Annotated in this window: 23 protein-coding genes; 8 read left to right on the forward strand and 15 right to left on the reverse strand. The window is 47.4% G+C overall.

The window, feature by feature from the left end; all coding sequences use genetic code 11:
• Positions 1–47: 47 nt before the first annotated feature.
• From QN395_RS10125 to QN395_RS10145, 5 genes are all read right to left on the reverse strand, one after another.
• A complete protein-coding gene (locus QN395_RS10125; RefSeq protein ID WP_322119695.1) occupies positions 48–2,279 on the reverse strand; it encodes a carotenoid biosynthesis protein in 2,232 nt (743 codons plus the stop codon).
• Positions 2,280–2,831: 552 nt separating this feature from the next.
• A complete protein-coding gene (gene groL / locus QN395_RS10130) occupies positions 2,832–4,481 on the reverse strand; it encodes a chaperonin GroEL (RefSeq protein ID WP_322119694.1) in 1,650 nt (549 codons plus the stop codon).
• Between the two features lie 83 nt (positions 4,482–4,564).
• The gene (gene groES, locus QN395_RS10135) at positions 4,565–4,855 is read right to left on the reverse strand and encodes a co-chaperone GroES (RefSeq protein ID WP_322119693.1); all 291 of its coding nucleotides are present in this window, start codon (positions 4,853–4,855) and stop codon (positions 4,565–4,567) included.
• A 445-nt stretch (positions 4,856–5,300) separates the two neighbouring features.
• A complete protein-coding gene (locus QN395_RS10140) occupies positions 5,301–7,565 on the reverse strand; it encodes a xanthine dehydrogenase family protein molybdopterin-binding subunit (protein ID WP_323491934.1) in 2,265 nt (754 codons plus the stop codon).
• Positions 7,566–7,579: 14 nt separating this feature from the next.
• Entirely contained in the window at positions 7,580–8,038 is a 459-nt protein-coding gene (locus QN395_RS10145; RefSeq protein ID WP_322119691.1) for a (2Fe-2S)-binding protein, read from the reverse strand.
• A 473-nt stretch (positions 8,039–8,511) separates the two neighbouring features.
• Here QN395_RS10145 and QN395_RS10150 point away from each other — a divergent pair, with 473 nt between their 5' ends.
• From QN395_RS10150 to QN395_RS10160, 3 genes are all read left to right on the forward strand, one after another.
• Positions 8,512–10,317 (forward strand): DUF1800 domain-containing protein, encoded by a 1,806-nt coding sequence (locus QN395_RS10150; RefSeq protein WP_322119690.1) that lies wholly within the window; start codon positions 8,512–8,514, stop codon positions 10,315–10,317.
• Between the two features lie 27 nt (positions 10,318–10,344).
• Positions 10,345–11,745 carry a DUF1501 domain-containing protein gene (locus tag QN395_RS10155; protein ID WP_322119689.1) on the forward strand — a complete coding sequence of 467 codons (1,401 nt, stop codon included), beginning with the start codon at positions 10,345–10,347 and terminating at the stop codon, positions 11,743–11,745.
• Between the two features lie 121 nt (positions 11,746–11,866).
• Positions 11,867–12,067 (forward strand): hypothetical protein, encoded by a 201-nt coding sequence (locus QN395_RS10160; protein ID WP_322119688.1) that lies wholly within the window; start codon positions 11,867–11,869, stop codon positions 12,065–12,067.
• Positions 12,068–12,270: 203 nt separating this feature from the next.
• Here the strand turns inward: QN395_RS10160 and QN395_RS10165 are convergent, their stop codons facing one another.
• The 3 genes from QN395_RS10165 to QN395_RS10175 form a co-directional block, all read right to left on the reverse strand.
• Positions 12,271–13,260, reverse strand: coding sequence for an ornithine cyclodeaminase family protein (locus QN395_RS10165; RefSeq protein ID WP_322119687.1), 990 nt, complete (start codon positions 13,258–13,260; stop codon positions 12,271–12,273).
• Between the two features lie 160 nt (positions 13,261–13,420).
• Positions 13,421–13,840 carry an organic hydroperoxide resistance protein gene (locus QN395_RS10170; protein ID WP_322119686.1) on the reverse strand — a complete coding sequence of 140 codons (420 nt, stop codon included), beginning with the start codon at positions 13,838–13,840 and terminating at the stop codon, positions 13,421–13,423.
• Positions 13,841–14,144: 304 nt separating this feature from the next.
• Positions 14,145–14,630, reverse strand: coding sequence for a MarR family transcriptional regulator (locus QN395_RS10175; RefSeq protein WP_322119685.1), 486 nt, complete (start codon positions 14,628–14,630; stop codon positions 14,145–14,147).
• Between the two features lie 200 nt (positions 14,631–14,830).
• Between QN395_RS10175 and pyrF the strand changes: the two genes are divergently transcribed.
• Positions 14,831–15,652 (forward strand): orotidine-5'-phosphate decarboxylase, encoded by an 822-nt coding sequence (gene pyrF, locus QN395_RS10180; protein ID WP_322119684.1) that lies wholly within the window; start codon positions 14,831–14,833, stop codon positions 15,650–15,652.
• Between the two features lie 87 nt (positions 15,653–15,739).
• Here the strand turns inward: pyrF and QN395_RS10185 are convergent, their stop codons facing one another.
• The 6 genes from QN395_RS10185 to thiL all read right to left on the reverse strand — a co-directional run bounded on the left by QN395_RS10185 (position 15,740) and on the right by thiL (position 21,349).
• Positions 15,740–16,648, reverse strand: a complete 909-nt coding sequence (locus QN395_RS10185; RefSeq protein WP_322119683.1) for an EF-hand domain-containing protein — start codon at positions 16,646–16,648, stop codon at positions 15,740–15,742.
• Between the two features lie 192 nt (positions 16,649–16,840).
• Positions 16,841–17,968, reverse strand: coding sequence for an ATP-binding protein (locus tag QN395_RS10190; protein ID WP_322119682.1), 1,128 nt, complete (start codon positions 17,966–17,968; stop codon positions 16,841–16,843).
• Positions 17,969–17,971: 3 nt separating this feature from the next.
• The gene (locus QN395_RS10195) at positions 17,972–18,868 is read right to left on the reverse strand and encodes a response regulator transcription factor (RefSeq protein WP_323491935.1); all 897 of its coding nucleotides are present in this window, start codon (positions 18,866–18,868) and stop codon (positions 17,972–17,974) included.
• A 73-nt stretch (positions 18,869–18,941) separates the two neighbouring features.
• Positions 18,942–19,427 carry a CinA family protein gene (locus tag QN395_RS10200; RefSeq protein WP_322119680.1) on the reverse strand — a complete coding sequence of 162 codons (486 nt, stop codon included), beginning with the start codon at positions 19,425–19,427 and terminating at the stop codon, positions 18,942–18,944.
• A gap of 386 nt (positions 19,428–19,813) precedes the next feature.
• Positions 19,814–20,281, reverse strand: coding sequence for a phosphatidylglycerophosphatase A (locus tag QN395_RS10205; RefSeq protein ID WP_322121620.1), 468 nt, complete (start codon positions 20,279–20,281; stop codon positions 19,814–19,816).
• Between the two features lie 99 nt (positions 20,282–20,380).
• Positions 20,381–21,349 (reverse strand): thiamine-phosphate kinase, encoded by a 969-nt coding sequence (gene thiL / locus QN395_RS10210; protein ID WP_322119679.1) that lies wholly within the window; start codon positions 21,347–21,349, stop codon positions 20,381–20,383.
• Positions 21,350–22,064: 715 nt separating this feature from the next.
• Between thiL and QN395_RS10215 the strand changes: the two genes are divergently transcribed.
• The 3 genes from QN395_RS10215 to QN395_RS10225 all read left to right on the forward strand — a co-directional run bounded on the left by QN395_RS10215 (position 22,065) and on the right by QN395_RS10225 (position 23,663).
• The gene (locus QN395_RS10215) at positions 22,065–22,334 is read left to right on the forward strand and encodes an EAL domain-containing protein (protein WP_323491940.1); all 270 of its coding nucleotides are present in this window, start codon (positions 22,065–22,067) and stop codon (positions 22,332–22,334) included.
• Between the two features lie 90 nt (positions 22,335–22,424).
• On the forward strand, positions 22,425–22,931 hold the full coding sequence (locus QN395_RS10220; RefSeq protein ID WP_322121618.1) for an N-acetyltransferase: 507 nt from the start codon (positions 22,425–22,427) through the stop codon (positions 22,929–22,931).
• Positions 22,932–23,030: 99 nt separating this feature from the next.
• Positions 23,031–23,663: a response regulator transcription factor gene (locus tag QN395_RS10225; protein WP_322119678.1), complete on the forward strand. Its 633-nt coding sequence runs from the start codon at positions 23,031–23,033 to the stop codon at positions 23,661–23,663.
• Between the two features lie 80 nt (positions 23,664–23,743).
• Here the strand turns inward: QN395_RS10225 and QN395_RS10230 are convergent, their stop codons facing one another.
• Positions 23,744–24,184 carry a response regulator transcription factor gene (locus QN395_RS10230; protein ID WP_322119677.1) on the reverse strand — a complete coding sequence of 147 codons (441 nt, stop codon included), beginning with the start codon at positions 24,182–24,184 and terminating at the stop codon, positions 23,744–23,746.
• 221 nt (positions 24,185–24,405) lie between these two features.
• On the opposite strand from QN395_RS10230, the gene QN395_RS10235 reads away from it, so the two are divergent.
• Positions 24,406–25,794, forward strand: coding sequence for a CHASE3 domain-containing protein (locus QN395_RS10235; RefSeq protein ID WP_322119676.1), 1,389 nt, complete (start codon positions 24,406–24,408; stop codon positions 25,792–25,794).
• The last annotated feature ends 1 nt before the right edge of the window (position 25,795 follow it).

A 25,795-nucleotide genomic window follows, 5' to 3' on the forward strand; every position in this document is an offset into this window, starting at 1 on the left:
GGCTTAGTTTCTGGCTGATCTTCTGCCTTAGTATCTACCTTAGTGTCTTACTTAGTTGCGGGTTGACTCAAACGCGCTTCTAAAGCGTTCATCCATGCAGGTGCTTTGGGGTCGGTTTGCCAGTCTGCCATCGTTGAATTTACCGAATATAAAAGATGCTCAGGCAGTTTTAAAGGACGAGTCTGATCCATCAGAATTTTGCTCATCAATTGCTTGCCCAGCAGGCGAGTAATCAAGCGTGAGATTGAGAACTCTGGCAATAACAGCCGCACCACGGTATCGGTCATCCTGATCAGTAACATACCCAAACTAAACACCATGCGCGACAGCAAAGACACCCGGCCATCAATACCAATATCTTTTGCTGTTCTGGTGCCGCATAAATAGCGTGTCATTAACACCGGAAAAGGTTTAATCAAGCGGATAGGGATGATTGCTTCCATCGTATTCATCAATGCCATACCAAGGCCGGGGCGAGGATCGGGGTCAATCGGATCTGCGCGACCACGGGCTTGCATCTGATTGAACAGGGCTTCGGCTTGTTCCATAGTCTCAGCCATTAATTCGCGTCGAATCCCTAAAATATGGCCTACCACATTCCATGTATGCAAATAGGCCAGCTCGTCTTCTTGAGCTAATCCTAAGCCCAGTGTGCGCAGGCTACGCAAAAATACATAACCAAAGGTGAGCAGGGTGTAAGCCAACTCTTCCTGATTACAAGGCAGACCGTCTTCGCCTAACTTCCAGCCATGCGAGAACAGTGCCTGGTACATATTGTTGGAGGTCTCTGGCAATGCGCCCGCGGCTAGTGGCGGTATGACGCCGGCATCATTTTGATTTTGATGATTGCCCAACGCCAGCACCAGATCGGCGGGATTGCCATGCAAAATCAAGTTACGTATGGTGGCGTGAATCAGGCGTACTTTAAGGATCTGTGCGACGCCGCTGCCGTCTGGTTTGGTCAACCCACCCGCCAACATGACAGGGAAGATCATCGCCGCAGTGGAGCGTACCCGGTACTCAGTGTGTTTCTCTAATTGTCCTGCGATATGCAACACCGCCGACAGGTCGGGTATGACATAGCATTGCGGTAGGCTAGAGCAAAAAAGCAAAGAGCACGACAACATGCCGTAGTCGATAAACAAGGTCTCGGCACGATGTATTTGCGCCAGATCTGCCCATGGTGGTAGCGCACGCCCTTCGTGCAGATAGCTTTGTAAGTTGGCGCTGATATCGGCAGGCGTGGCTGGGTTGGCAGGTGTCCAGTGATAGATGGCGGCGTTGGATTGCCATTGCTCAAATTGTTGATTGATGATGCCAATTTTTTGCCAGTGCATGGCATGTACCCGCAAAAAATCGATTTCTGTGGCCACATCCCAAGGGCCGAGAATCGCGGCAATGGTATTGTCTGCTAAGGGGTCAGCCTGATATTGGGCTTGGTCTAATTCTTCATCGCTGACTTTACTTTCCGACGGCGGCACTGGTTCTATCGTCCATTGCCACCAGCCAGCAAAGGCGCACAGCAAAGGTATGCCCATTACAAACACGGTCATGCTACGGATTTCTACAGGGTAGCCTAGCAATAACTGGAAGATCATCCCACTGGCGTATAAACCCATCGGCAACAGTGCCTCTTGTTTGCTAAACGCCACACCGGGTTTTTTAATCGCATCCCGGGTGGACAGGCGGAAGGTCAGTAAAATCATCGACGATACAAAGACCCAGCCAAAAAATCCCTGAATGGTTTCGCCAAACCACCAGCCATCAGTTTTGGTCATGATCCAGGCTTTGAGTACGAATACCATATACGGGTCTGCGCCCAGATCAAATGCAGTCACCAGCATCGCTGCTAAAAACGACATGAACAATATATTGCCGGAAGCGGAGGAAGTGTCCAGCGGTGTACGCCAGACAATCAGGTTGCTGATCACATAGCAAGAGTAGGTTAGCGCAAACCACATTAGCGGGATCACCATCGGCACATCACCTAAGCGCCAGCCCAGCACCTCGGTGTAGGTGTAGCTACCAAAAAACCAGCCATGTGATGCCCCCATTTGCTCGGCAAACCAGCCAAAACTTAGGGCAATCGCGACAAACTTGAGTGCTGCTTTGCCACCAAGCAAATGGATGGCATTGGCCCAACATATTGCAAACATGAGAACAGAGCTACAAACAATCGCAATCGTAGTGTCGTTGTGGGTGCGTAAAGCGGTAGCAATTAAAAAACCTGCGAATAGAAAGTAACTAATAGCGGGTAGATGTGCTGACAGTAATTTCATGATGGCTTTATGGTCTTTTAAGTCGGTATTGAAATAATGTCAGGACTTGTAGCAAACTGCTTTTGCGTCACTCGGTTAGCAACTTTGCTTAAGCCCTACATCTGAACACGGATGAGAATGCATTAGAGAAATCTTACGTTGTACAAGTATAAATTTCTCTGTTAAGAATATTGCTCTAAGAACATTATTTATTTTCAACAGATTGACGTTGTATTTACATAGATGGGTTGTTTTGCCTAAATAGTTTTATCCTCTTTCGATTTGCCTGGCACGGTATGGAATATCCTAAAATAAATATACTCCCCATTAATTTATAAAAAATATGCTTATTGTCCAATGATTATATGGACAATTTAAATATACCTACTATGAGTATATTTATTATTAGGTTGCTGTTGTATGGCTTCGTACCATCCTCCAACTCTGTACACAGTTAATCTTACAAAATAAAAAAAGCTCCACAGTTTTCACTGTGAAGCTTTTTTGCTTAGCTTTTGCTTAACTGATGTGGCGTATTGCACGCCACGTTCAGCGATGTTATTCCTTGCGGAATTACATCATGCCGTCCATACCACCCATGCCGCCCATACCGCCCATGCCGCCGCCCATGCCGCCAGATTTGTCATCTGGTAATTCGGCAACCAAAGCATCAGTTGTCAAGATCAGGCCAGCAACAGACGCTGCATTTTGCAAAGCAGAGCGTGTTACTTTTGCTGGATCCAGAATACCCATTTCAATCATGTCGCCATAAGTATCGTTAGCAGCGTTGAAACCGAAGTTACCTGTGCCGTTGATGATGGCGTTGACAACAACGCTTGGCTCGCCACCGGCGTTAGCAACGATTTCACGCAATGGCGCTTCGATCGCTTTCAACACCAGTTTGATACCGGCTTCTTGATCTGGATTGTCACCTTTGATGACGCCAGCAGCTTGACGTGCGCGCAACAGAGCAACACCACCGCCAGGAACAACGCCTTCTTCTACCGCTGCGCGAGTCGCGTGCAGAGCATCTTCAACGCGGGCTTTTTTCTCTTTCATTTCAACTTCAGTTGCAGCGCCAACCTTGATCACAGCAACGCCGCCTGCCAACTTGGCAACGCGTTCTTGCAGTTTTTCACGGTCGTAGTCAGAAGTTGCTTCTTCGATTTGCGCGCGGATTTGTTTTACACGTGCTTCGATACCAACAGCTTGACCAGCACCATCAATCACGGTGGTGTTTTCTTTGCCGATTTCGATACGTTTAGCTTGACCCAGATCAGCCAAAGTCGCTTTTTCTAATGTCAGACCAACTTCTTCGGCAATCACTTGGCCGCCAGTCAGGATAGCAATATCTTCCAACATCGCTTTACGACGATCACCAAAACCTGGCGCTTTAACTGCAGCAGTTTTCAGGATGCCACGGATGTTGTTGACAACCAGAGTGGCCAATGCTTCGCCATCGACGTCTTCTGCGATGATCAGCAATGGACGACCGGATTTAGCGACTTGTTCCAAGATCGGGAGCAGATCGCGGATGTTCGAGATTTTTTTGTCGAACAACAGGATGAACGGATTTTCCAGAATCACGGATTGTTTTTCTGGGTTGTTGATGAAGTACGGTGACAGGTAGCCACGGTCAAACTGCATACCTTCAACGATGTCCAGCTCATTGTCCAAAGATTTGCCATCTTCAACAGTGATCACGCCTTCTTTGCCGACTTTGTCCATTGCTTTTGCAATGATGTCGCCGATGTTTGCATCGGAGTTAGCAGAGATCGAACCAACTTGAGCGATTTCTTTGTTGGTTGTAGTTGGCTTGGACAACACTTTGATTTCAGCAACGATGGCTGTAACCGCTTTGTCGATACCGCGCTTCAGATCAGTTGGGTTGAAACCAGCAGCGACGTATTTGAAACCTTCGCGAACAATCGCTTGTGCCAATACAGTTGCTGTTGTTGTACCGTCACCAGCGTTGTCAGAAGTGCGTGAAGCAACTTCTTTCACGAGCTGCGCGCCCATGTTTTCTAATCTGTCTTTGAGTTCGATTTCTTTAGCGACTGAAACACCATCTTTAGTCACTGTAGGTGCGCCGAAAGAGCGTTCCAGGACAACGTTACGACCTTTAGGGCCCAGTGTTACTTTAACTGCGTTAGCGAGGATGTTAACGCCATTGACGATCTTAGCGCGTGCATCATCGCCGAAAATTACTTGTTTAGCTGCCATGTTAAATCTCCAGAATCTTGAATGGAATATTGTTTTCAGCCTGCATTACATCGTAAATAACAGACTGAATCACAAAAAATGAATTACTTCTGAACGACTGCGAAAACGTCTTCTTCGCGCATTACCAGAACTTCATTGCCGTCAACTTTAACTGCTTGACCAGAATATTTGCCAAACAGGACGCGGTCGCCCACTTTGACTTCTAATGGACGTACTTTGCCGTCGTCGAGTTGTTTGCCGTTACCAACCGCCAAAACTTCACCTTGATCTGGTTTTTCAGCCGCCGCGTCAGGCAATACGATGCCAGATGCTGTTTTTGTTTCTTGATCCAGACGCTTGACGATAATGCGGTCGTGCAGGGGACGAAGGTTCATACAAACTCCTTGTGATTAGCTAAAAATAGCAATGGTTTTACAAAATAATGTAAGACACTGTGCTGCGATGCTCTGCAACGTTGCCGGTGTCTCACGGACAAAGATGATATTTAAATAATAGTTGCTACAAAAATAAGTACAGGCCAGAGATTGTTAGCACTCTCTCCCGACGAGTGCTAATTATATGGGCGGAAGACACCTATTTCAAGGCTGATTGAGGTGAAATATTAAAAATACTTTAATAATCAGATGCTTATCGATGATGAAGTTATGTTGAATTTTCTTTTAATTTTGATTTGGAATCAAAAAGTCATCAAAAATATCCGTTTAGCGCGACTCTACATGGTGCAAAAAGAAAATCGACAACGATGAAAAAAATCGGGATAGCGAATCTATTCGATTACGCTACCCCGATTATATTTATGCTGTGATTACCGCAGGATGATTACGCTAATTTAAACGGCAATTCGCGTAAGCGTTTGCCAGTCGCTTTAGCAATCGCATTTGCAAAAGCCGGCGCCAGCGGAGGCAATCCAGGTTCCCCCATACCGGTCGGCGCATCTGCACTTGGTACGATATGGACGCTGACTTTTGGCATTTCTGTAATTCGTGGTACGACATAATCACCGAAATTACTTTGTTCCACCACGCCATCTTTTAGAGTGATCGCCGCACCCGGCAAGCACATCGATAAACCCATCAATGCACCGCCTTGGACCTGAGCTTCGATACTCTTAGGATTAACGGCAAGATTGCAATGGATGCCTGCTGTGACGCTATGTAGTGTTGGTGTGCCATCTTTAACCGAGGCTTCTACGACATAGGCCACGACCGTCTGGAAGGATTCATGCACGGCAACGCCCCAGGCATGGCCTTTGGCTAAGGTTTTTTTACCATAGCCCGACTGAGCGACGGCTAATTGTAAGGCGGCTTTATGACGCGGATGCTGATCGCCGATCAGGCTTAAACGATAAGCGACCGGATCTTGCTTGGTCATTGTTGCAATCTCGTCGAGCAAGGTCTCCATCACGAAAGCGGTATGAGTAGAGCCGACGCTGCGCCACCACAATACCGGCACATTGACTTTGGGATGATGTACTGACAGACGCATAGGAATTTCGTATGGCTCTTTCATCCCTTCCAGTGCGGTGGAGTCAATCCCGTCTTTGACCATCATGGCTTCAAACGGTGTGCCTGCCAGAATCGATTGTCCTACGACCACATGATCCCAACCGGCGATTTTACCCTTGGCATCAAAACCGATTTGTGCCCGATGCACATGCATAGGCCGGTAGTAACCGCCTTTGACATCATCTTCACGACTCCACAACGTGCGAACCGGCGCGGTCAATCCTGCGGTCTTGGCGGCTTTGGCAACTGTGCATGCTTCCGCCACAAAATCGCTGGTTGGCACGGCGCGGCGACCAAATCCACCACCTGCCATTTGTACATTGACCTTGAGGTTTTGCGGTGGGATTCCCAAGACTTTTGACGCTGCAAGACCGTCTATGCCTGGCATTTGTGTTCCTACCCATAGTTCCGCTTTATCACAATTGATCGCGACGGTGCAATTGAGTGGCTCCATCGGCGTGTGTGCTAAAAATGGGAAGACGAATTCAGCATCGATCTTCATAGGCGCTGCCGCCATACTTGAAATATCGTCGTTAAATTTCAGCTTACCAGTTTGTTTCGACAGCTCTTTGTAGCTCACCAATAATTGCGCACTATCTGCTTTTTCAACAGCTGAGTTATCCCATTGGATTTTGAGCGCGTCACGGGCTTGCTTGGCAGACCAGTAGCCATCGGCAATCACGGCAATACCTTCGCCGCCGCGATCAACCGGGATGCGGATAACGGCCTTCACGCCGCGCATTGCTTTGGCGGCGGTATCGTCAACACTGGCAATTTTGGCGCCGAATACTGGAGGACGGGCAACCACCGCTGTCAACATGCCGGGCAGATGGGTGTCGATCCCGTATTGTTGCGAACCGGTCGACTTCGCTCTGGCATCGAGGCGACCTGTAGGTTTACCGATCAGGCGAAAATTCTTCGGATCTTTGAGCGTCACATTTTCTGGTACAGGCTGGCTCATTGCTGCTTCTGCCAGTTCACCGTAACTTAGCTTTTTACCGCCCGGACCGATCACGATGCCGTTTTGTGTTTTTAAACTGCTGGCATCTACATTCCATTGCTTCGCTGCTGCAGCGACCAGCATGGCGCGTGTCCGCGCGCCTAGTTCGCGGTACTGTGTGTAAGAATTTTTGATCGAACTGGAGCCGCCCGTTAAATGAATCCCAAACACAGGATCAACATAAGCGGGGTTGCTATCGCCATGCACACTCTTGACTTTGCTCCAGTCGGCATCCAGCTCTTCTGCCAGTATCAGCGGTAAACCAGTCTGCACACCTTGTTCAAAATCGAGCCGATTGATGGTGATCGTAGTCGTACCATCTTTATCAATCCGGACAAACGCCGCTGGTTGTTCGATTGCTTTCAGTCCGCTGGCTTTCGCTGCAGCCGGATCTTGGCTGTTTTGTGCGTTGCCGATGAGCGGATAGACGCCGAGAGCAAAACCACTGATCGTGGCAACTTTTAAAAAGCGGCGACGTGGCAGATCAGCGTGTGCGCTGATCGCATTGTTTGCGCCGGACTCTTGCTCGAACATAGCTTGCAATTGTTTTGGTAATTCATTACTGATATCAAAATGCATGATCGTCTCCTGGTTCAGGCAAGGTGGGTGGCTGCATCATGGATTGCAGCGCGGATACGGACATAGGTTCCGCAACGGCAGATATTGCCCGCCATTGCGGCATCAATATCGGCATCGCTCGGTTTTTTATTCGACTTCAGAAGCGCCGTCGCGCTCATGATCTGTCCGCTTTGGCAGTAGCCACACTGCGCTACGTCGTGCTTGACCCAGGCGTCTTGCACTACCTTGCCAACTTTGTCGCCGGACATGGCTTCGATCGTCGTGATCTTTTGTCCTGCCACGGCAGAAATCGGCGTGACGCAAGAACGCGTAGCTTGCCCGTTGATATGCACGGTGCAGGCGCCGCACAAAGCCTGACCGCAGCCAAACTTGGTACCAGTCAGACCCAACGAATCGCGTAAGGCCCACAACACCGGCGTACTGGGATCGGCATCGAGAGTATGTTCTTTGTTATTGATATTGAGAGAGGTCATGGCTTGCTTCTCCATTAGGTTGATATCGGGGGAGTTGTACGGAGGCGACAGATAAAAGGCACGCTGCCAAGTACAAAAGGCTGGCTACGTCGTTGATGAACCGACGCTTATTTTGAGCTAGTTTAGGAATCTTTGCTGATGATATTAAGAAAGTTGATACTACGTGACTTACGGACTTGCCTTCGTGCTGATCTGACCCAAAAACGTTCCTGCTAATTTGTAACAAATGAAGACTTCCGTAAGCAGGCTTGACGAGTTTTATCGCATATTTGTTATTTCTTCTTAACATAATCAAGCAATCACCGATGAGAGTGCATTTGCGCTTGTCTAGCAGTTACTAAAAACGGTGTGACATCTACTTACAAAGTGCGAATAGGCAATTAGGTTCAAGTTATCTATTGTTTCAATGTGTGAAAACAAGATCGAAACTAATAGAACGTTTAGAAAACAGCCCATCGCAACGGAGGCAGTACATGTCAGAGAACACGAGTTTGGCGGATACATCCGCGCCGATCGCATCAAACAACCCTCCTCAGTCAACAGACGATAATAATAAAGCCAGGATAAATTTATCTAGTACGACTCTTGCTAATGGCGTACTTGCAGGATTGTCAGCATTATCAGCCTTATCACTAAGCGCTTGCGGTGGCGGTGGCTCAGATGCTGTCGCAACATCTGCTGGCACGAGTTCTGGGCCCGTCACTCCGCCTGTTACTCCTCCAGTAACGCCGCCGGTCACACCACCCGTCGGCATTACTGCCGCCCAGGCTGCGCGCTTTTTAGTGCAGGCGTCGATGGGTGCGAACAGAGCGCAAATAGCGCAGGTACAGCTACTTGGTTATTCTGGCTGGCTGGATGCACAATTCGCCTTGCCTGCATCGACTGCCCGGTTTGATTGGCTGGTAGCTAAGGGGTTTAATGCCGCTACTTATCAGAACTCAGAAGCGGGTTTTGATTCTGCTGCGTGGTCCAAGCTACTTTCATCTCCCGATACATTACGACAGCGCCTGACCTTTGCTATTTCTGAAATCACGGTAGCGGCGATTGATGGTTTGATCGGAGGTGGCTGGCGCGCCTTTTCGGCGGCTGCCTATCTTGATTTATTAGAAACCAATGTGTTTGGTAATTATCGTACTTTGTTACAGCAAATTTCGACCAGCGCTGCGATGGGACAGTTTCTGACTTTTCGCGGTAACGTTAAATACAATCCGGCCACCGGTGCGCTGCCAGATGAAAACTATGCACGCGAATTAATGCAATTGTTCAGTATTGGTTTGCTAAAGCTAAATCAAGATGGTTCGGTGCAGCAGGTCAACGGCGTCTCGCAAGAAACTTATGTTCTGAGCGATATCACCGGGTTGGCAAGAGTGTTCACAGGCTGGGACTTTAATCTGGATGCGTTGAAAACCACCACGCCAGATTTTTTACGTCGGCCAATGACACAAATACCCGCTCGTCACGAGCTGGGTGAAAAAGATTTTTTGGGCATCACTATCCCGGCAGGTACCAATGGAGTCGATAGTTTGCAAATGGCCTTGGATGGCATTTTCGCACATCCCAATATTGCGCCCTTTATCAGCCGCCAGCTAATACAGCGCTTAGTTACAAGCAACCCAAGTACAGCGTATATACAACGTGTTACGACCGCATTTAGTAATGACGGCACCGGTGTCAAAGGTAATTTAAAAGCAGTCATCAAAGCAATTTTGCTAGATACCGAGGCGCGTAGTGATGGCGGGATTACCGATCCCAACTTTGGAAAATTGCGTGAGCCGATTTTGCGCTTTACCGCCTGGGCCAGAGCATTTAATGCCAGCTCGGCAACCAATGCCTGGCAAATTGGCGACACTACAAATCCCGCCACCGCATTAGGACAAAGTCCTTTGCGCTCGCCATCGGTATTTAATTTTTTTCGCCCCGGTTACGTCCCACCTAACACGGGATTTGACAGCGCATCCTTAGTCGCACCAGAGTTTCAGATCACGAATGAATCAACCGTCATCGGCTATGTCAATTATATGCAGCGTGCGGTCAGTACCGGGATTGGCGATGTAAAAGCCGATTACAGCAGCTTATTACCATTGGCTGACAACGCGCAATCCTTGCTGGACGAATTGAACTTGGTTCTGGTTGCCAGCCAGTTGAGCAGCACGACATATAGCCTGATTCTCAATGCGATTAATGGCATGCCAAGCGGTAGCGACGCGGTGCGGTATAACCGGATTTATGCAGCGCTGACGATGATCCTGGCGTCGCCAGATTTCATTGTACAAAAGTAGTCCATCTAAAAAAAGCAAAGGGAAATCATGAAAAACATTATTCGGATGGATGCATCACGCCGGGCATTTTTAAAAAAGGCCAGCGCCTTGTCATTAGCTGGTGTCGCTACGCCATGGGCGATTAATTTAGCCGCGATGGCAGAGGCCTCAGCAGCGAATGCGACCGATTACAAAGCGACTGTTTGTATTTTTTTATACGGTGGCAATGACTATGGCAACACGCTGATACCTTATGACACCACCAACTACTCTTTGTATCAACAACTGCGCCCAACCTTGTGTTACGCCCGCGACAGTTTGAGCTCCACAATTCTGGTGCCGAAAGTCGCCCCCGTCGATACCGCAGGCGTGAGCCGGCAATATGCGTTGGCACCAGAGCTGGCACCATTGCTACCGATTTTTAATGCAGGGAAAATGGGCGTGATGCTGAACGTCGGCACCTTAGTACAACCGACGACCAAGCTGCAATACACCAATAAATCGGTGTTATTGCCACCTAAATTATTTTCACATAATGATCAGCAATCGGTATGGCAATCGTCGGCGCCAGAAGGTGCGGTGTCTGGCTGGGGCGGACGCATGGGTGACTTGTTTGAGTCCAGTAATGGCAATACGACTTTTACTTGCGTCAACGTATCTGGCAACGCAGTCTATTTGTCGGGTAACACAGCAGTGCAATATCAGGTTTCTACCAGCGGTTCTGTCCCCTTAAATGCCAGTACCAAGCCCTTGTTTGGATCAGCCGCATGCTCGACTGCGCTGCAAACACTGATGACACAAACGGGCAGCAATTTATTTGCGACAGAATACAACCGGGTGACCAGACGATCTATGGATGCCAACCAAATTCTGACTAGCGCCTTAGCGGGTGCGCCGGCTTTAACGACGGTTTTCCCGACGAATAATAATTTGGGTGATCAGCTCAAAATGGTGGCAAAAATGATTTCTGCTGCCAGTAGTTTAGGCGCAAAACGGCAAGTGTTTTTTGTATCTATGGGGGGCTTTGATACGCATGACGGTTTGCTCGACATCCACCCAGGTTTGCTGACCAGTGTGGCAGATGCGATGTCGGCATTTTATAAAGCGACCCAAGAATTAGGTGTGGCGAACAATGTCACCAGTTTCACCGCGTCTGATTTTGGGCGAACATTAAGCGGCAACAACGACGGTTCAGATCATGGTTGGGGCAGCATGCATTTTATGATGGGGGGCGCAGTCAATGGCCAAAGTTTTTATGGCACACCACCGATTGTTGCTAGCGACGGGCCAGACGATGTAGGCCAAGGACGCTTGTTGCCAAGCACCTCGGTAGACCAGTACGCGGCAACGCTGGGTAAGTGGATGGGCGCGTCGGATTCTGACTTGCTGACGCTATTGCCGAACCTGCATAATTTTGATGCGAGTAAACGTAATCTTGGATTTGTGTAGATGGCTAGGGACTGAATTTAAGAATGAGTTGATGAGTGCGGATAACATCATGCTAGAGTCCTGTCTTAGCGACTTCCTGTTTTAAAGGGACGCTTTATTTTGACTACAAGGGTGATGACAAATGGCAAAGAAAGAAGAAATAGATCCAGAAACCGCTGCCCTCATCGCATGGTGTACTGAGGTAGAAGGTTTTCTGGTCAAAGGCGGCGCGACTTTGCGTCAGGCACAGGATCATATTGAAGAGGAGATCGATTGGTTTACTGATTTATTCTTTGATGGTTTGACGCCAGAGCAGGCGGCTAAAGAAGCATTGAGCGAGTAATAAAGATAAGGGGAGATTTTAATATACTCCCCTTATTTTTTTATAAATATGCCTTATTGTCCATAGATTATATGGACAATGTAAATATACTAATATCCAGTATGTGTAGATTGTCAGCGAAAAATAGTGATCGCTGCGCTCCCAAAAGTAAGATTTTTTAGTGACACAACTTGTCGTCACCACTGACAAAAGTTCGCTCCTAATTATTCGATACCACGCTGATGCACTTGCCAGGCTAAATTAGCACCGCATAAATCCTCTATCGCCGTCCCCACAGATTTAAATACCGTGATTTGCTGATCATCACTGCGCCCTGCATGCTGCTGGCTGACCAACTCTGCCAGCTCGGCGACGATGGCGCTGCGTTGCAGGCTGCCGTTGCTCAAAGTTTGGGTCAGGTCGCCGGCTTCCGCGATCGCACCTTCGTAGGTGTCTACAAACACAGTTGCTTTGGACATCAGCAGATCGTCAACCTCCCGCATGCCAGGAGTAAAACCGCCGACCAGATCGATATGAGTTCCGGCTTTGACCCATTCACCCATTACAATCGGCGTGGTGCTGGTGGTGGCGCAACTGATCACATCTGCTTGACTGACAGCGCTTGCCAGATCGGTGGCGATGCTAAGCCGGATATGCGCAGGTAATTCTGTCTGTGCTTGAATGGTCTTAAGGGTTTGCGCCGCTTTATCTGTCGACCGGCCCCAGACCGTAATTTGTTTGATTGCCCGTACTTGGCTATGGGCGCAGGCAAGGTAAGGAGTTAGGCTGCCGGTACCAACCATCAACAGATGTTCGCTGTCAACACGTGACGCATAGCTGGATGCCAGCGCAGATGCGGCTGCCGTGCGCCGTAAGGTTAACTCCTCACCATCGATCAATGCCAGCGGCACACCACTCACGGTATCAAACAATATAAATACCGCATGCACAGAGGGCAACAAGGTATTTTGCGGAGCCACTGTTACCAGCTTCACACCGGTCGTGCCTTGTGGCTGCCATACCGGCATCAACAGCAAAGTAGAAACCGGCTGTTCAGACAAGCTATATACATGCCTTTTTGGCGCAATGATGTTGCTGGCAAATGCAAGTTTTAAAGCAGGTATCAGATCAGCATAAGTCAAAGTCTGCTGCAGAGTTTGCTTGTTGATGTAGGGAATGGTGCTGGGAATCTTATTGGACTCGGTATTGGACATGGATGACAGCCTTGTTTGGCGATTGGTTTAGTCGCCTTGGTTGTGACAGTAATCCTTCATTCTAGCAACATCGGAGACAGGTAATAAAAAAGACCGGACAATTAAAAAAGCCCGAACGACTCGGGCTTTAACTGACATTTAATTCGATCCAACTTACTTTTTACAGCACAGTGACTTTGACATCAATATTGCCGCGGGTTGCATTTGAATATGGGCAAACTTCATGCGCCTTAGCAACCAGGGCTTCTGCAGCTGCGCGATCCATGCCAGGGATGGAAACATTTAATGCGACTTCTAAACCAAAACCGCCTTTGTCATTTGGGCCAATACCGACTAAGCCGTTGACGGATGTATCCGCTGGCAATGCTACTTTAGTTGCAGCGGCGACAAATTTCATTGCGCCAATAAAACAAGCGGAATAACCAGCAGCGAACATTTGCTCCGGGTTAGTACCTTCGCCGCCTGCACCGCCTAGTTCTTTAGGTGTGCTCAGTTTAACGGCGAGGTGATTGTCGTTACTAGCTGCTGTGCCATCACGACCACCAGTTGCTGTTGCGTTTGCTGTGTAAAGTACTTGCATGTGATTCTCCGGTTGGATTGGACTAATGAGTTTAGTCCAAATAAATAATTGATCAAGCTGAAATAAATGTTGCTGCGACTAATGTTCGATCTACTTACTCTGAAATTCTAACTACGTCGTTTTGGCATTATCGCTGCCAGTGAAAATATAATAGTACACAATTAAATTGTGCGCAATCTAAATTTACAGAAATATTTAATAAACTTATTTAAAACCGGTATTTAAAAAGCATATTTAAAAATCTGACCATGCAAATATCTCAAGCAATTCTTTTGGGTAATATTTGTTGAACAATACTGCTCGGTTAGCCTAAGTTGCTCTCCGTTAAATCACCTCTGATTTGCGATAACTGAGACCGCAGATTGATTAAGGTTTCTTTAGTTTGTCCACTGGCGCACATAATTTGCAGAGGGATTTCTTTGGCAGCTTTTTTTAGTTGCTTACCTTGTTTAGTTAGCGTGATCCTGACCTGGCGTTCATCGACCTCGTCGCGTGTACGCTGCAGCAGATCGGCGGCTTCCATCCTCTTTAACAGTGGCGTTAACGTGCCGGAATCCAGGAATAGCGCCTCGCCTATATCTTTGACTAGAATACCGTCATGCTCCCACAGCACGATCATGACCAGGTATTGCGGATAGGTCAGGCCGATTTTTTCTAACAAGGGTTTATACGTCTTGGTCATCGCCAGGGACGCAGAATACAGCGCGAAGCAAAATTGATTGTCTAGCGCTAGTAAATCGACTTCAGTAGTAGTACTGTCTTTAGAACTATTTTTAGAGGTATTTTTCATTGCTGTATTAATACGCTGATGATGGTGGATCTGAATGTCACGTCTTGCCAGAAATTGCATAAAGTGTGCATGAATTATCGGCGCTCCGGGTCAGATTATCAAATAAAGACTTTAGCGTTGCCACGATGCAGCGGCAGGTTTGAGTAAGTCCTAATAATGTCACACGTTATAATGCAGACTATTTCATATTAAGGTAAATCGTGACGTTCATCGAAAAACTCTCCGCCGCGTGGGCGAAAAATAATTCTTTGTTGTGTGTCGGGCTTGACCCTGATGTATCTCGCTTCCCCGCAGAGATCGCGCAGCAACCAGATGCAATTTTTGCATTTTGTAAAACTATGATTGATGCGACCGCGGATCTGGCCTGTTCATTCAAGCCACAAATTGCGTATTTTGCTGCCTTGCGGGCAGAAGATCAGTTAGAAGCTATTTGCCGCTATATCAAAACAACCTATCCGGCGATCCCGATTATTTTAGATGCTAAGCGTGGCGATATCGGCGCAACCGCCGAGCAATATGCGCGTGAAGCATTTGAGCGCTATGACGCCGATGCTGTGACAGTCAATCCGTACATGGGTTTTGATTCAGTCGCGCCTTACATGGAATGGAAAGACCGTGGCGCGATCGTTTTGTGCCGCACCTCCAATGCAGGCGGATCGGATTTACAGTTCTTAGATGTCGGTGGCAAACCGCTGTATCAGCATGTCGCCCAATTGGTAGCCGACAAATGGAATACTAACGGCCAATGCGCCTTGGTCGTCGGCGCAACTTTTCCTGCGGAGCTGGCGCAAGTACGTCAGATCATTGGTGATATGCCTTTGCTAGTGCCGGGGATCGGTGCGCAAGGCGGCGATATTGCAGCGACAGTGGCCGCCGGTAAAACGGCTGGCGGGACTGGGATGATGATCAATTCGTCCCGAGCGATCTTGTATGCCAAACCGCAAGCCGAGGAAAACTATAGCCGAGCTGCGAGACGGGTTGCGATGGAAACCAGAGATGCGATTAATGCCTGTCGTATTTAAGTAAAAGCGTTTGATTGAAGAGTTAAAAAGGGAGCCTGGCTCCCTTTTGTCATTACAGCTTATCGGTCTTAAAAACAGACTTACAGCCTAAGCACTGACAGAAATACTACTTCCAGAGCCGGTATTGCCAGACTGAAAAGGATCGGAGTAGGCTTGCAATAACTGCAATGCCTTTCTGAATAAGGTGGCATCGCTGCTGGTGCTGGCGTTGCCGCTACTGTCGGAAGTGGTGCCGGTTGATCCCGTGCTGGACGATGCTGCATTGGACGACGTTGCCGCTATTCCAGTAGCGCCCGTGGCATTGGTGCTGCTGGCGGTACCTGATGAGCTGGTACCCGACGTTGCTGAGCTAGATGTTACGTTTAGCTTGGCCTCGGCGGCGGCTAACAGTTTCTCTGCATAGGCTAAACTCTCTTTGGTTGAAACCGTGCCATCTTCATTAGTGTCTGCCGGGTCATAGGTTTTTGTCGCACTGCTGCTGGCGGTTGCACTGGCAGCGCCACCGCCACCACCGCTTTGTTCGCCAGAATCAGCTGATTGAGCCTGACCAGAGCCCGCGCTTTGGGTTGTTGGTGGAGGTGGGGCTTGATTGCTGACATCGCTAGTGCCTGCACCAGAAGTGCGGCGGGCGTTGAACTGGCTTTCTAGTTCATCGCTGAGTTTTTGCAAACCAGAGCTGAATTCCTGTTTAGTGACTTTACCATCGCTGTCACTATCTAGTTTTTTGAAAAGATCGCTAATCTCGGTCGTGCTGCTTGAGCTGCTGCCAGAAGCGGTAGTGGCATTGGAGGAGGTCGTAGCGGAAGTGGCGGAGGACGAGGAAGATAGTTTGCTAAAAGCCGACTGCAAATCAGCTTCGCTTAAATAGCCCTGATTATTGGTATCAAGCTTACTAAAAACATCGTCCGCAATCTGCGTCGGGTCTGGCTTTTGTTTTTGTACATTGCTGGAATAATTATAGGCCGAGGTAGTGCCTATGCTTCCTATTGAACTCATGATGTCGCTCCCTTCTGATTGATGACGTTAGTAAGCAAAGTGCTGCGAAAAAACTGATAGTGCCAGTTTCTCGCAGTGATGTTGCTTAGCTGTGTCTGCTTTGTATCAGAATCGACATATTTAAAACGAACACAAGAAGTTGAGTATGTTCAGAACAATCACTCAATAGAATTTAATTAGAATAATTTTTTGCTAAAAAGGCAATTTTCTCGGCAGGCTGATTTGCGCAGTCAGGCCGCGGCGGCCAGTATTATTGAACAAAACTAAATCGCCAGCATGCTGGCGCGCGATTTCTCTGGCGATACTTAAGCCCAGGCCAACACCGCCGCTATTTCTATTTCGTGATTCTGATAAACGGACAAATGGTTCAAACACCTGCAGTAACTGATCTGGCGGAATACCTGGTCCATCGTCGACAACCTGGATTAAAAGTTGATCGGGACTATCGTGCAAAATAACCTCGACTTCTTTGCCATGACTGAGCGCGTTTTCTAAGAGGTTAGAAATACAGCGGCGCAAATCAGAAATAATCGCAAAGAGTGGCTGAGCATCGCCTGAAAAATGTACCTGATGTCCTTGCTCTTGTGCATTATCAACCAAGGCTTCCACCAAAGCTTGCACGTCCAATAATTGTCCCGCTACGGTCGCTTTGCCATTACTGCGCAGGTACTCCAAAGTCGCATCCAGCATCAAGCGCATTTCTTCTATATCTTGTTGCAATTTATCTTTGGCGGCATCGTCGTCCAGATGCTCTATCCGTAATTTCATGCGGGTTAAAGGTGTACGCAAATCATGCGACACCGCAGCTAAAAAGCGACCTCGCTCTTCTAATTGCAATCGAATCCGTTCCCGCATTTTATTAAACACGTTGGCTGCCTGACGCGCCTCTGCTGGGCCGGTTTCCAGCAAAGCTGGCGCATTCAAATTGTCACCAATCTGGCTTGCGGCATGTGCCAGACTTTGTATCGGTTTTGCCAAGTTGCGTGAGCCATACCAGGCAGCAATTGCAAGAATTAAAAATTGCATAGACATACTCAGAAAAAATCCCAACATCGGTCCCGGGAAGTGATCCTCGTGCGGTGGCAGATGCCTTAGCGAAGCCAGATTATCGGGCGGTACCGTTTGTATTTGTGCAGAAAGCGGTAACCTGTTTTCTGCACGCGGATGTGGAAAACGGTCACCCAAAAATACAAATAGCAAGATGAAGGTCATGATATGACTGACGATCACCGCGCCCATTGCCAATCCGAACAAACGCGTAAAAATCGTATCAGAGAAAAAACGACGTAATCCCAATCTTGTTGCCGATGTTGTCGTCATTATTTAATTCGAGGAAGGATGAGGCAAGGATGGCGATGGCAGCAGTGTCGCTGTAACTGTTTTCGATGTAGATGCAGATGCCGGTGGCTGAAACATATAGCCTTCGCCGCGTATAGTTTTTAGCATTGATGGTTGGCGCGAATCCTCACTGAGTTTTTGCCGTAGTCGTGAGACCAGCAGATCGATACTACGATCAAATGCCAAAGACGATTTGCCACGTGCGATATCCAATAACTGATCGCGGCTAAGAACTTGCCCCGGGCGCTTTACAAAAGTGAATAGCAAACGGAACTCTGCATTGGACAGCGGCACCACTAAATTGTCGGGTGTATTGAGCTGGCGCGTGTGGCAATTAAGACGCCAGCCATGGAACGTAATTTCTTCTTCGGTACGGTTATTGTGCGGGCTAATTTGGTTGCTCAGGTTGGTCTGACTAGTCTGACCAACCTGTGTCCGGCGCAAAATCGTATGGATACGCGATACCAGTTCCCGGGTATCAAAGGGCTTCACTACGTAGTCGTCTGCACCAAGCTCTAAGCCAATAATTCTGTCGGCAGATTCGCCGCGTGCGGTCAACATCAGGACGGGGATTTGGCTGTCTTTGCTATTTCGCAGACCTCGCAATAAAGAGAGACCGTCTTCATCAGGCAACATCAGATCAAGCAAAATAATATCGATCTGGGTAGTCGCTAATTGTTGACGCATCGCTTTACCATCGGCGACCGTGATGCAGCGGATACCAAATTTTTCTAAATAGCGTGCTAACAGTTCACGGATGTCAGCATCATCATCGACCAGCAGGGCATTAATGTGCGGCTCCGGCAGCGTTGCCTGCGAGTGGGCTTTACTGGCGTTGGGGCTCGTTGTGAGTGCATCAGTGTGTATATTAGTCGTAGACAAATCGATTTCCTTCACACTATCTTTGACAGGACTTGCGCTACATTATTCCGGCGAAGTTCTTTAAAATTTTTTGCTACGCTTCTTTAACATAGCGTAGCAACTTATCTAAAGCATGCACTATCGTTTGCTCACGTACAGCGTGACGATCACCGCTAAATACTTTGCGTTCAGTATGCGTGATGCCTCCAACCAGCCAGGCAAAACAGACTGTGCCAACCGGCTTGCCCGGTACTGCACCGCCCGGACCAGCGATGCCCGTGGTGGAGAGCGAGACATGGGCCTCAGAATTGGCTAGCGCACCTTCTGCCATGGCCGCGGCAATTTCTTCACTGACCGCACCGTGCTGTGCAATCAATGCGTCGGAGATATTTAATAATTCCGTTTTGGAGGAGTTGGAGTAAGTGATAAAGCCGCAATCAAACCATTCCGAGCAACCAGCGATTTCGGTAATGGCTTGGCAAACGCCGCCGCCAGTGCAGGACTCTGCGACCGACAATAAAAGTTTTTTGGATTGCAGGGCTGAGCCGACTTCGGTAGCGAGTTGAATAGCGTTTAGCATGGCATGGTCTCCTGAGGTGAATTAGCTCAATTAGTCGAATAAACGAATCAAGTTGATGAATTACTTTACCACTTTGTCCATGCGCATTGATAGCGACTTGATGAAGTTTCAGCTTTGTAAAGTGGATTTTTACAAACGGGCAAAATCAGATCTTTAGCTAACACTACTGGCTGAAACAGTTTGCCTGTAGACGTTGAAAGAGCGTAAAAAAGTACGTATTTGGAATACTTTTTTAGTTTTTATAACAAGGATTGGATTGAGATGATTTTATATACTCATGGTGAGTATATTTTATTGTCCAGGTAATATCTGGACAATTAGCCATATTTATTAAAAGTAAGGGGGAGTATATTCAATTTAATGAGGAGTTTAACGCAATGAAGCCGTCAGATTACTCGCCACAGAGCAAATAGCAACAAGGTATAAAACGCGGCCAGAATATCGTCCCACATCACACCAAAACCACCTTTGAGCTGGCGATCAAAATAGCCTATCGGTGGTGGCTTGACCATATCAAATACCCGGAACCAGAAAAATGCCCAGCATTGGGTAGAAAAACTGGCAGGCGTGACAAACAGCAATACCAGCCAAAACGCGATGATCTCGTCCCACACCATGCTGCCATGATCTGCCACGCCCATATTGCGCCCGGTTACCTGGCATGCCCATACACCTACTACAAAACCCAGCACAATAATCCACGCCCATGAGCTTGGCGTGAAAAAATCTGGCCAGCGCGTGCTCAGCACATTAAAACTTAGCCAGGCGAATAAGGTACCGCTGGTACCAGGCATGATGGGCGAGAGTCCGCTGCCAAAGCCTTGCGCGAGGATATGTGCCGGATGGCTTAGCATAAAGCGTGCGCTTGGTTTGACTGTTTTTATGCCGTCGGTGCTAGAGGTGCTAGAGGTGCTAGAGGTGTTAAATATGCTCATGGACTGATTCTGTCTCGGCTATGGACTACTAAAATGATCAAAAGAGGTCAATGATAAAACTAACGGCTGCCCGCTGGCATCCAGCAAGCGTAAGCCAAGATCAGTCTCAATCCGGCCAACACGTGTGACCGTAGTCTGGCTGTGGCGTCCCGCCTCCGCAACCGCATCGCGTTGGCTAGCAGGGGCGGTAAAACATAATTCGTAATCATCACCACCCGCAAGACAAAACTCGCGGCGCTTGGTTTGATCTTGTTTGCGCAGTGCCAAACCTGCTGGCAAATCATCCACCGCCAAGCTGGCACCAACACCAGATTTTTTTAGAATATGCCCAAGGTCGCCGATCAAACCGTCCGAGATATCCAATGCCGCATGCGCAATACCCTGCAATGCCGTGCCCAGCGCAATACGTGGTGTAGGCTGATGCATGCGTGGTGCGGCAATCGCCAGATCAGCGTCACTCAAGCGCATCTCACCCCAATAGTGCGCCAATGCCAGACGCGCATCGCCTAAAGTACCAGAAACCCAGATGTCATCGCCGACCTGCGCAGCATCGCGGCGCAAAGCTCGTCCGGGCGGTAATTCACCAAAAATCGTGATGCAAATTGTCAGCGGACCTTTAGTTGTATCGCCACCGATCAAAACACAGTCGTGTTGCTCCGCCAGCGCCAGCAAGCCGCCAGAAAATTCTGCCAACCAATCTGGTTTTGCTTCTGGCAAGGCTAGCGCCAGGGTAAACGCAACGGGTTTGGCACCCATCGCTGCGAGGTCAGACAAATTCACCGCCAAACATTTATGCCCCAGCATGCGCGGATCGGCGTCAGGAAAAAAGTGCCGGCCTGATACCAGCATATCGCTGGAAATCGCCAATTGCATGCCGGGTGAAGGCTGGAGTAAAGCGCAGTCGTCACCTATCCCCAGCGCAATCCGGCGGTCGCTGCTGGCGGGTGTGACGAAATACTGTTGGATAAGGTCGAATTCAGAGAGCATGCCGGATTGTACCGAATCCCTTTTGTTGATCAAGTGAATAATGATTAGCGATTTACTCACTTGAGTCTGGCTCACCAAAGCCAAATTAGTTTCATTGAATTTCTTACTTCAGAAATGAGCTAACACATCCAGATTGATGTTGTAGTTTGTACCCAAATGAATGAATATAAACTTTCCGTAGGGAAAAACCTGAATCTTCGGGTTAGAATTCGACGCACTTGATTATTGTCGAATATGCAACTTTATTTAAAGTTTCAATGCGATTTAAAGTTTAATCCGCAATCAAATTTTTAATTCGACAAGCGAGGCTATTTTTTTACACTATTCGTCACCCGGTCACCCATTGGGGTACGTTGCAGTTGTTATCCACATCCCGATACCTACTGACTTTATTGATTCGTGTACAAACTAAAAAACTATTTCCGTACTTGGCGACTAAAGGGTGTGTATTTCCGCCTTTATTTTCCGTTGGCATTATTAATCGTTCTTGTTTGTGGGTTTAGATATTATTTGTTGATCGGGGCCGAAACGGAAGATGTTAAGCAGCGTTGTTCTAACGAGATGCGACAAGTAAGTCATTTCTTAATAACCTCACTGAAAGAGTTGTCGACCAAGCATCAATCCAGTTAGATAGCACAATTAATCTAGCGCGAAACAAGTAGTAGCGACCAGATTATAAAAACACCTGGCAAGATAAATATGATCAATCTTAAAAATCGATCAGAGTTTTGTCAGAAACATGCTAGAAGACCAAGAAGACCTTGCGTTAATCAGTGCGGTTATCGGCCTTGCTGATGCTTTTAAACGCGAGGTAATTGCCGAGGGTGTTGAGACAGCAGAGCAGGGCGTCTCCTTAATGCGACTTGGTTGTGATTATGCGCAAGGGTATGTCATTGCGCATCCCATGCCAGCGCACACAGTAGAGTCTTGGGTAAGAACATATAGACCAGCATCTGAGTGGAGTCTGCAAGCCAAACTTGCCTAGCGGAGTGTTGGCGCAATGTTGGCTTAAGGACGGCCGCTATGCAGTAGGATGTCGGTTACTAATTTTTTTGATTAAATGACCTTAATAATGATGATCTCTATACGTCGCTACCTTGCAACTGACTGGAACAGTATTTGGCCGATCTTGCAGACTACTTTTGCGCAAGGTGATACCTATGCTTATGATACTCAAAGCACCGAGGCAGAGATACATAGCGCGTGGATTAAGACACCTGCCGCTACTTATGTCGCCTGCGCAGCAGATGGACAGATATTGGGTACTTATATCCTCAAACCCAACCAGCCAGGTTTAGGTAGCCATGTCTGCAATTGCGGTTATGTGGTCGCGCCAGATGTACAAGGCAAGGGTGTCGCTTCTGCAATGTGTGAACATTCGCAGTCAGAGGCAATCGCGATGGGGTTTCTTGCTATGCAATTTAATTTGGTGGTGTCTACCAATGAGCGCGCCGTGCGCCTTTGGCAGCGACTGGGCTTTAGCGTGATTGGTACTCTGCCTCTCGCTTTTAAACACCGTCAACTTGGTTATGTTGATGCTTTTGTGATGTTTAAGACCTTGGTAAGTCCACCATCTGATTAGATGTGGACAGGATTATGCGCTGATAGACCAACACACCTTAAGACAGCCAGTGCATAATCCTGAGTGCCTGCTATAGGTTAAATATTCTCAAGGACTACAATGATACGTGTTGCCATTTGTGATGATCATCAAATTGTTCGTGCTGGATTTAAGCAGATTTTTTCTGAGGTAGCCGATATTGAGGTCGTGGCTGAGGCAAGTACCGGTAGAGAAGCGTTGGATATTGCGCGGAATAAGTTGTGCGACGTAATGCTGCTCGATATCAGCATGCCAGATCAGAGTGGCATTGATACTTTGCGCACCATCAAGCAAGGGCAGCCAGAATTACCGATTTTGATTTTAAGTGGTTACCCAGCTCAGCAATACGCGGTCAATTTATTCAAAATGGGTGCCAACGGTTATCTGAATAAAGAGTGTGACACCGACGAGCTGATTAAAGCTGTTCGCACGGCCGCGACCGGACGGCGTTATGTGAGTGCAGAGGTGGGAGAAATATTGGCGCAGGGCTTTGATCAGGATGTTACTGCAGCTTTACACACAGAATTATCTGATCGGGAGTTTCAGGTATTTTTGCGCTTGGCGAAAGGAGAATCGGTGTCTGATATCGCGCTTGTTTTATCGCTTAGTGTAAAAACGATCAGCACCTACCGTGCTCGCGTGATGGAAAAAATGCACTTGCATTCAAACAGTGATCTGACGTATTACGCTTTAAAAAATAATTTGCTGGATTAAAAATTACTTAAAAAAATCGTCAGCTATCTCAATAAATTTACTTGTATCGCAAGCTTGTTTTCCCATTAATTTTCAAGACTTTAATGTAGCAAGTCCCGAATACGGCTTACCAGCAAATCCATCTCACGCGACTTATCAAAAAAATCTTCAGCACCGTATTTAAGACTGTGGGTTCGCAATGCTGGCGTAGGATGATTGGTAAATACAAAGCGCTTTCCGTAATCACGAGCATCATTTTGTAAGGCGGCTAACACGGCTAAGCCATTACCTTCGCTCAAACTGATATCTACAATCGCAACGTCCCATTCACTAGCCCTCAATTGCTTTAAAGCGTCTTTTTCGTTCTCAGCAAAACCTACCACTTCGATCTGTTCCGTGTCATGCAACATGTCGATCAGGACAGTACGGATTCGCTGAGAATCCTCTATTAAGAACACTTTAAGTTTTTTCCTTACATCCATAATTTCGACCTCACGTAACATCGCTGAAGATGTTGACGATTTTTCAGTTATTTGCTGCATTGCGGCTCCAATTCGCGATTTCCATTTATGATCTCGCTTTAGAGTCATTGTAAACAGGGTGATAAGTGCTTGCAATCAGCGTAAACTGAAGATGATGTAGGAGTGTTCCTACGTGCAGATTTTTCGTACTATTTCGTGCTTAGTTTTATTAATAATCGCCAGCTAAAATTTTAAAAAAACGCATAACAGTCGCCACATCCATAGCAAATTAGGATATTCGTGTGAATAAAACTTCCTCCACTTCACTGCCGCTGTACATCACAGCTTTATTTGTCGTTTGTTTAATTACCTTGATTGGTAACGCGATATCTGATTATCAAAATCTGCAAAAGCTGAAAAATAATACCGATTGGATCGAGCACACCTGGAATATTAAAGATCATTTAAAAAATGTGAATTTGCTCATCATGGATGCCGAGAGCAGCATGCGTGGTTATTACTTGTCAGGCGATGAGGTATTTTTGGGGCCGAAGAAAAATGCCGCTATTCAGCTTAATCAGGAATTTCTGTTACTGAATAGTTTAGTCAAAGATAATCCAGCTCAAATCAAAAACCTATCTCAGTTGCGCGAGATGTTTGATCGGAAAATGAAAAAATTTGATCAAGGTATTGCGCTATATAAAGATGGTGGTTTAGATGAGGTTGTTAAGGTAATTCGGCTAGGTGAGGGCAGAGAAATCATGGATGAGATCCGTCTTCTGGATGTCATCATGGAGAAAGAAGAATTGGAGTTATTATCTAATCGCCGTACTCAATTTTTTAATGAGCATAATCAGGCGCTATGGATAGGTAATCTGATCAATATCATTGCTATTCTGGTGCTAATGCTTTTTTATCGGCTGATACAAAAGAGCTTTGCAAAACAAAGAGAGGTGGAGGCAGAATTAAAAACGACAAACGATAATCTTGAGTCTACGGTCATGGCACGTACTGAACAGCTGTCAGTTTTGTCGCATCATCTGCTGCGTGTATCTGAGGAAGAAAAAGCAAAATTAGCCCGAGAACTACATGACGAAATGGGGGCTAGCCTGACCGCTATCAGTATGGATGTATCAATGTTGACGGAGAAATTAAAGATCAAAGAGCCAGCTTTGTCTCTTCAGCTACAAAGAGCAAAAACCACCTTGTTAGAAGTGGTTGATCTTAAGCGTCGCATTATCGAAGATCTGCGTCCCAGTATGTTGGATAACCTTGGTCTGGCAGCATCCATACAAAATTATTGTGACGAGGCGGCGCGTATCGCTGGCTTGCAACTGGTGATGGATATTGATGAGGATATCGACAGAATAGATCCAGCCTGGTCTATTGCTTTATTTAGAATCGCGCAAGAATCGCTGACGAATGTGATCAAGTATGCCAAAGCAAAAAAAGTCACAGTCAGTTTAAAAAGAGAGCGGTCGGTACTGTATTTACAGATTTTAGATGACGGTATTGGTATCTCTATTGACGCTATTAAAAAGCCGCGCTCACATGGATTGCTGGGGATGCGTGAGCGTACTCTGCTATTGGGCGGAACGTTTACGATCAAACCAGGTAAGGACGATACGGGTACATTAGTTGAGGCGCGTATTCCCTACCCGGGACAAAGTCCTGCTAGCGAAATGATCTGAC

Origin of the sequence: Undibacterium sp. RTI2.2 (assembly GCF_035018705.1) — a bacterium.
Taxonomy (GTDB): domain Bacteria; phylum Pseudomonadota; class Gammaproteobacteria; order Burkholderiales; family Burkholderiaceae_D; genus Undibacterium.

What these genes read in the sequence shown, in the direction of transcription:
- QN395_RS10125 (WP_322119695.1), bottom strand. Translation starts at nt 2,279, where the DNA reads ATGAAATTACTGTCAGCACATCTACCCGCTATTAGTTACTTTCTATTC.
- groL (WP_322119694.1), bottom strand. Translation starts at nt 4,481, where the DNA reads ATGGCAGCTAAACAAGTAATTTTCGGCGATGATGCACGCGCTAAGATC.
- groES (WP_322119693.1), bottom strand. Translation starts at nt 4,855, where the DNA reads ATGAACCTTCGTCCCCTGCACGACCGCATTATCGTCAAGCGTCTGGAT.
- QN395_RS10140 (WP_323491934.1), bottom strand. Translation starts at nt 7,565, where the DNA reads ATGCATTTTGATATCAGTAATGAATTACCAAAACAATTGCAAGCTATG.
- QN395_RS10145 (WP_322119691.1), bottom strand. Translation starts at nt 8,038, where the DNA reads ATGACCTCTCTCAATATCAATAACAAAGAACATACTCTCGATGCCGAT.
- QN395_RS10150 (WP_322119690.1), top strand. Translation starts at nt 8,512, where the DNA reads ATGTCAGAGAACACGAGTTTGGCGGATACATCCGCGCCGATCGCATCA.
- QN395_RS10155 (WP_322119689.1), top strand. Translation starts at nt 10,345, where the DNA reads ATGAAAAACATTATTCGGATGGATGCATCACGCCGGGCATTTTTAAAA.
- QN395_RS10160 (WP_322119688.1), top strand. Translation starts at nt 11,867, where the DNA reads ATGGCAAAGAAAGAAGAAATAGATCCAGAAACCGCTGCCCTCATCGCA.
- QN395_RS10165 (WP_322119687.1), bottom strand. Translation starts at nt 13,260, where the DNA reads ATGTCCAATACCGAGTCCAATAAGATTCCCAGCACCATTCCCTACATC.
- QN395_RS10170 (WP_322119686.1), bottom strand. Translation starts at nt 13,840, where the DNA reads ATGCAAGTACTTTACACAGCAAACGCAACAGCAACTGGTGGTCGTGAT.
- QN395_RS10175 (WP_322119685.1), bottom strand. Translation starts at nt 14,630, where the DNA reads ATGAAAAATACCTCTAAAAATAGTTCTAAAGACAGTACTACTACTGAA.
- QN395_RS10185 (WP_322119683.1), bottom strand. Translation starts at nt 16,648, where the DNA reads ATGAGTTCAATAGGAAGCATAGGCACTACCTCGGCCTATAATTATTCC.
- QN395_RS10190 (WP_322119682.1), bottom strand. Translation starts at nt 17,968, where the DNA reads ATGACGACAACATCGGCAACAAGATTGGGATTACGTCGTTTTTTCTCT.
- QN395_RS10200 (WP_322119680.1), bottom strand. Translation starts at nt 19,427, where the DNA reads ATGCTAAACGCTATTCAACTCGCTACCGAAGTCGGCTCAGCCCTGCAA.
- QN395_RS10205 (WP_322121620.1), bottom strand. Translation starts at nt 20,281, where the DNA reads ATGCTAAGCCATCCGGCACATATCCTCGCGCAAGGCTTTGGCAGCGGA.
- thiL (WP_322119679.1), bottom strand. Translation starts at nt 21,349, where the DNA reads ATGCTCTCTGAATTCGACCTTATCCAACAGTATTTCGTCACACCCGCC.
- QN395_RS10220 (WP_322121618.1), top strand. Translation starts at nt 22,425, where the DNA reads ATGATCTCTATACGTCGCTACCTTGCAACTGACTGGAACAGTATTTGG.
- QN395_RS10225 (WP_322119678.1), top strand. Translation starts at nt 23,031, where the DNA reads ATGATACGTGTTGCCATTTGTGATGATCATCAAATTGTTCGTGCTGGA.
- QN395_RS10230 (WP_322119677.1), bottom strand. Translation starts at nt 24,184, where the DNA reads ATGCAGCAAATAACTGAAAAATCGTCAACATCTTCAGCGATGTTACGT.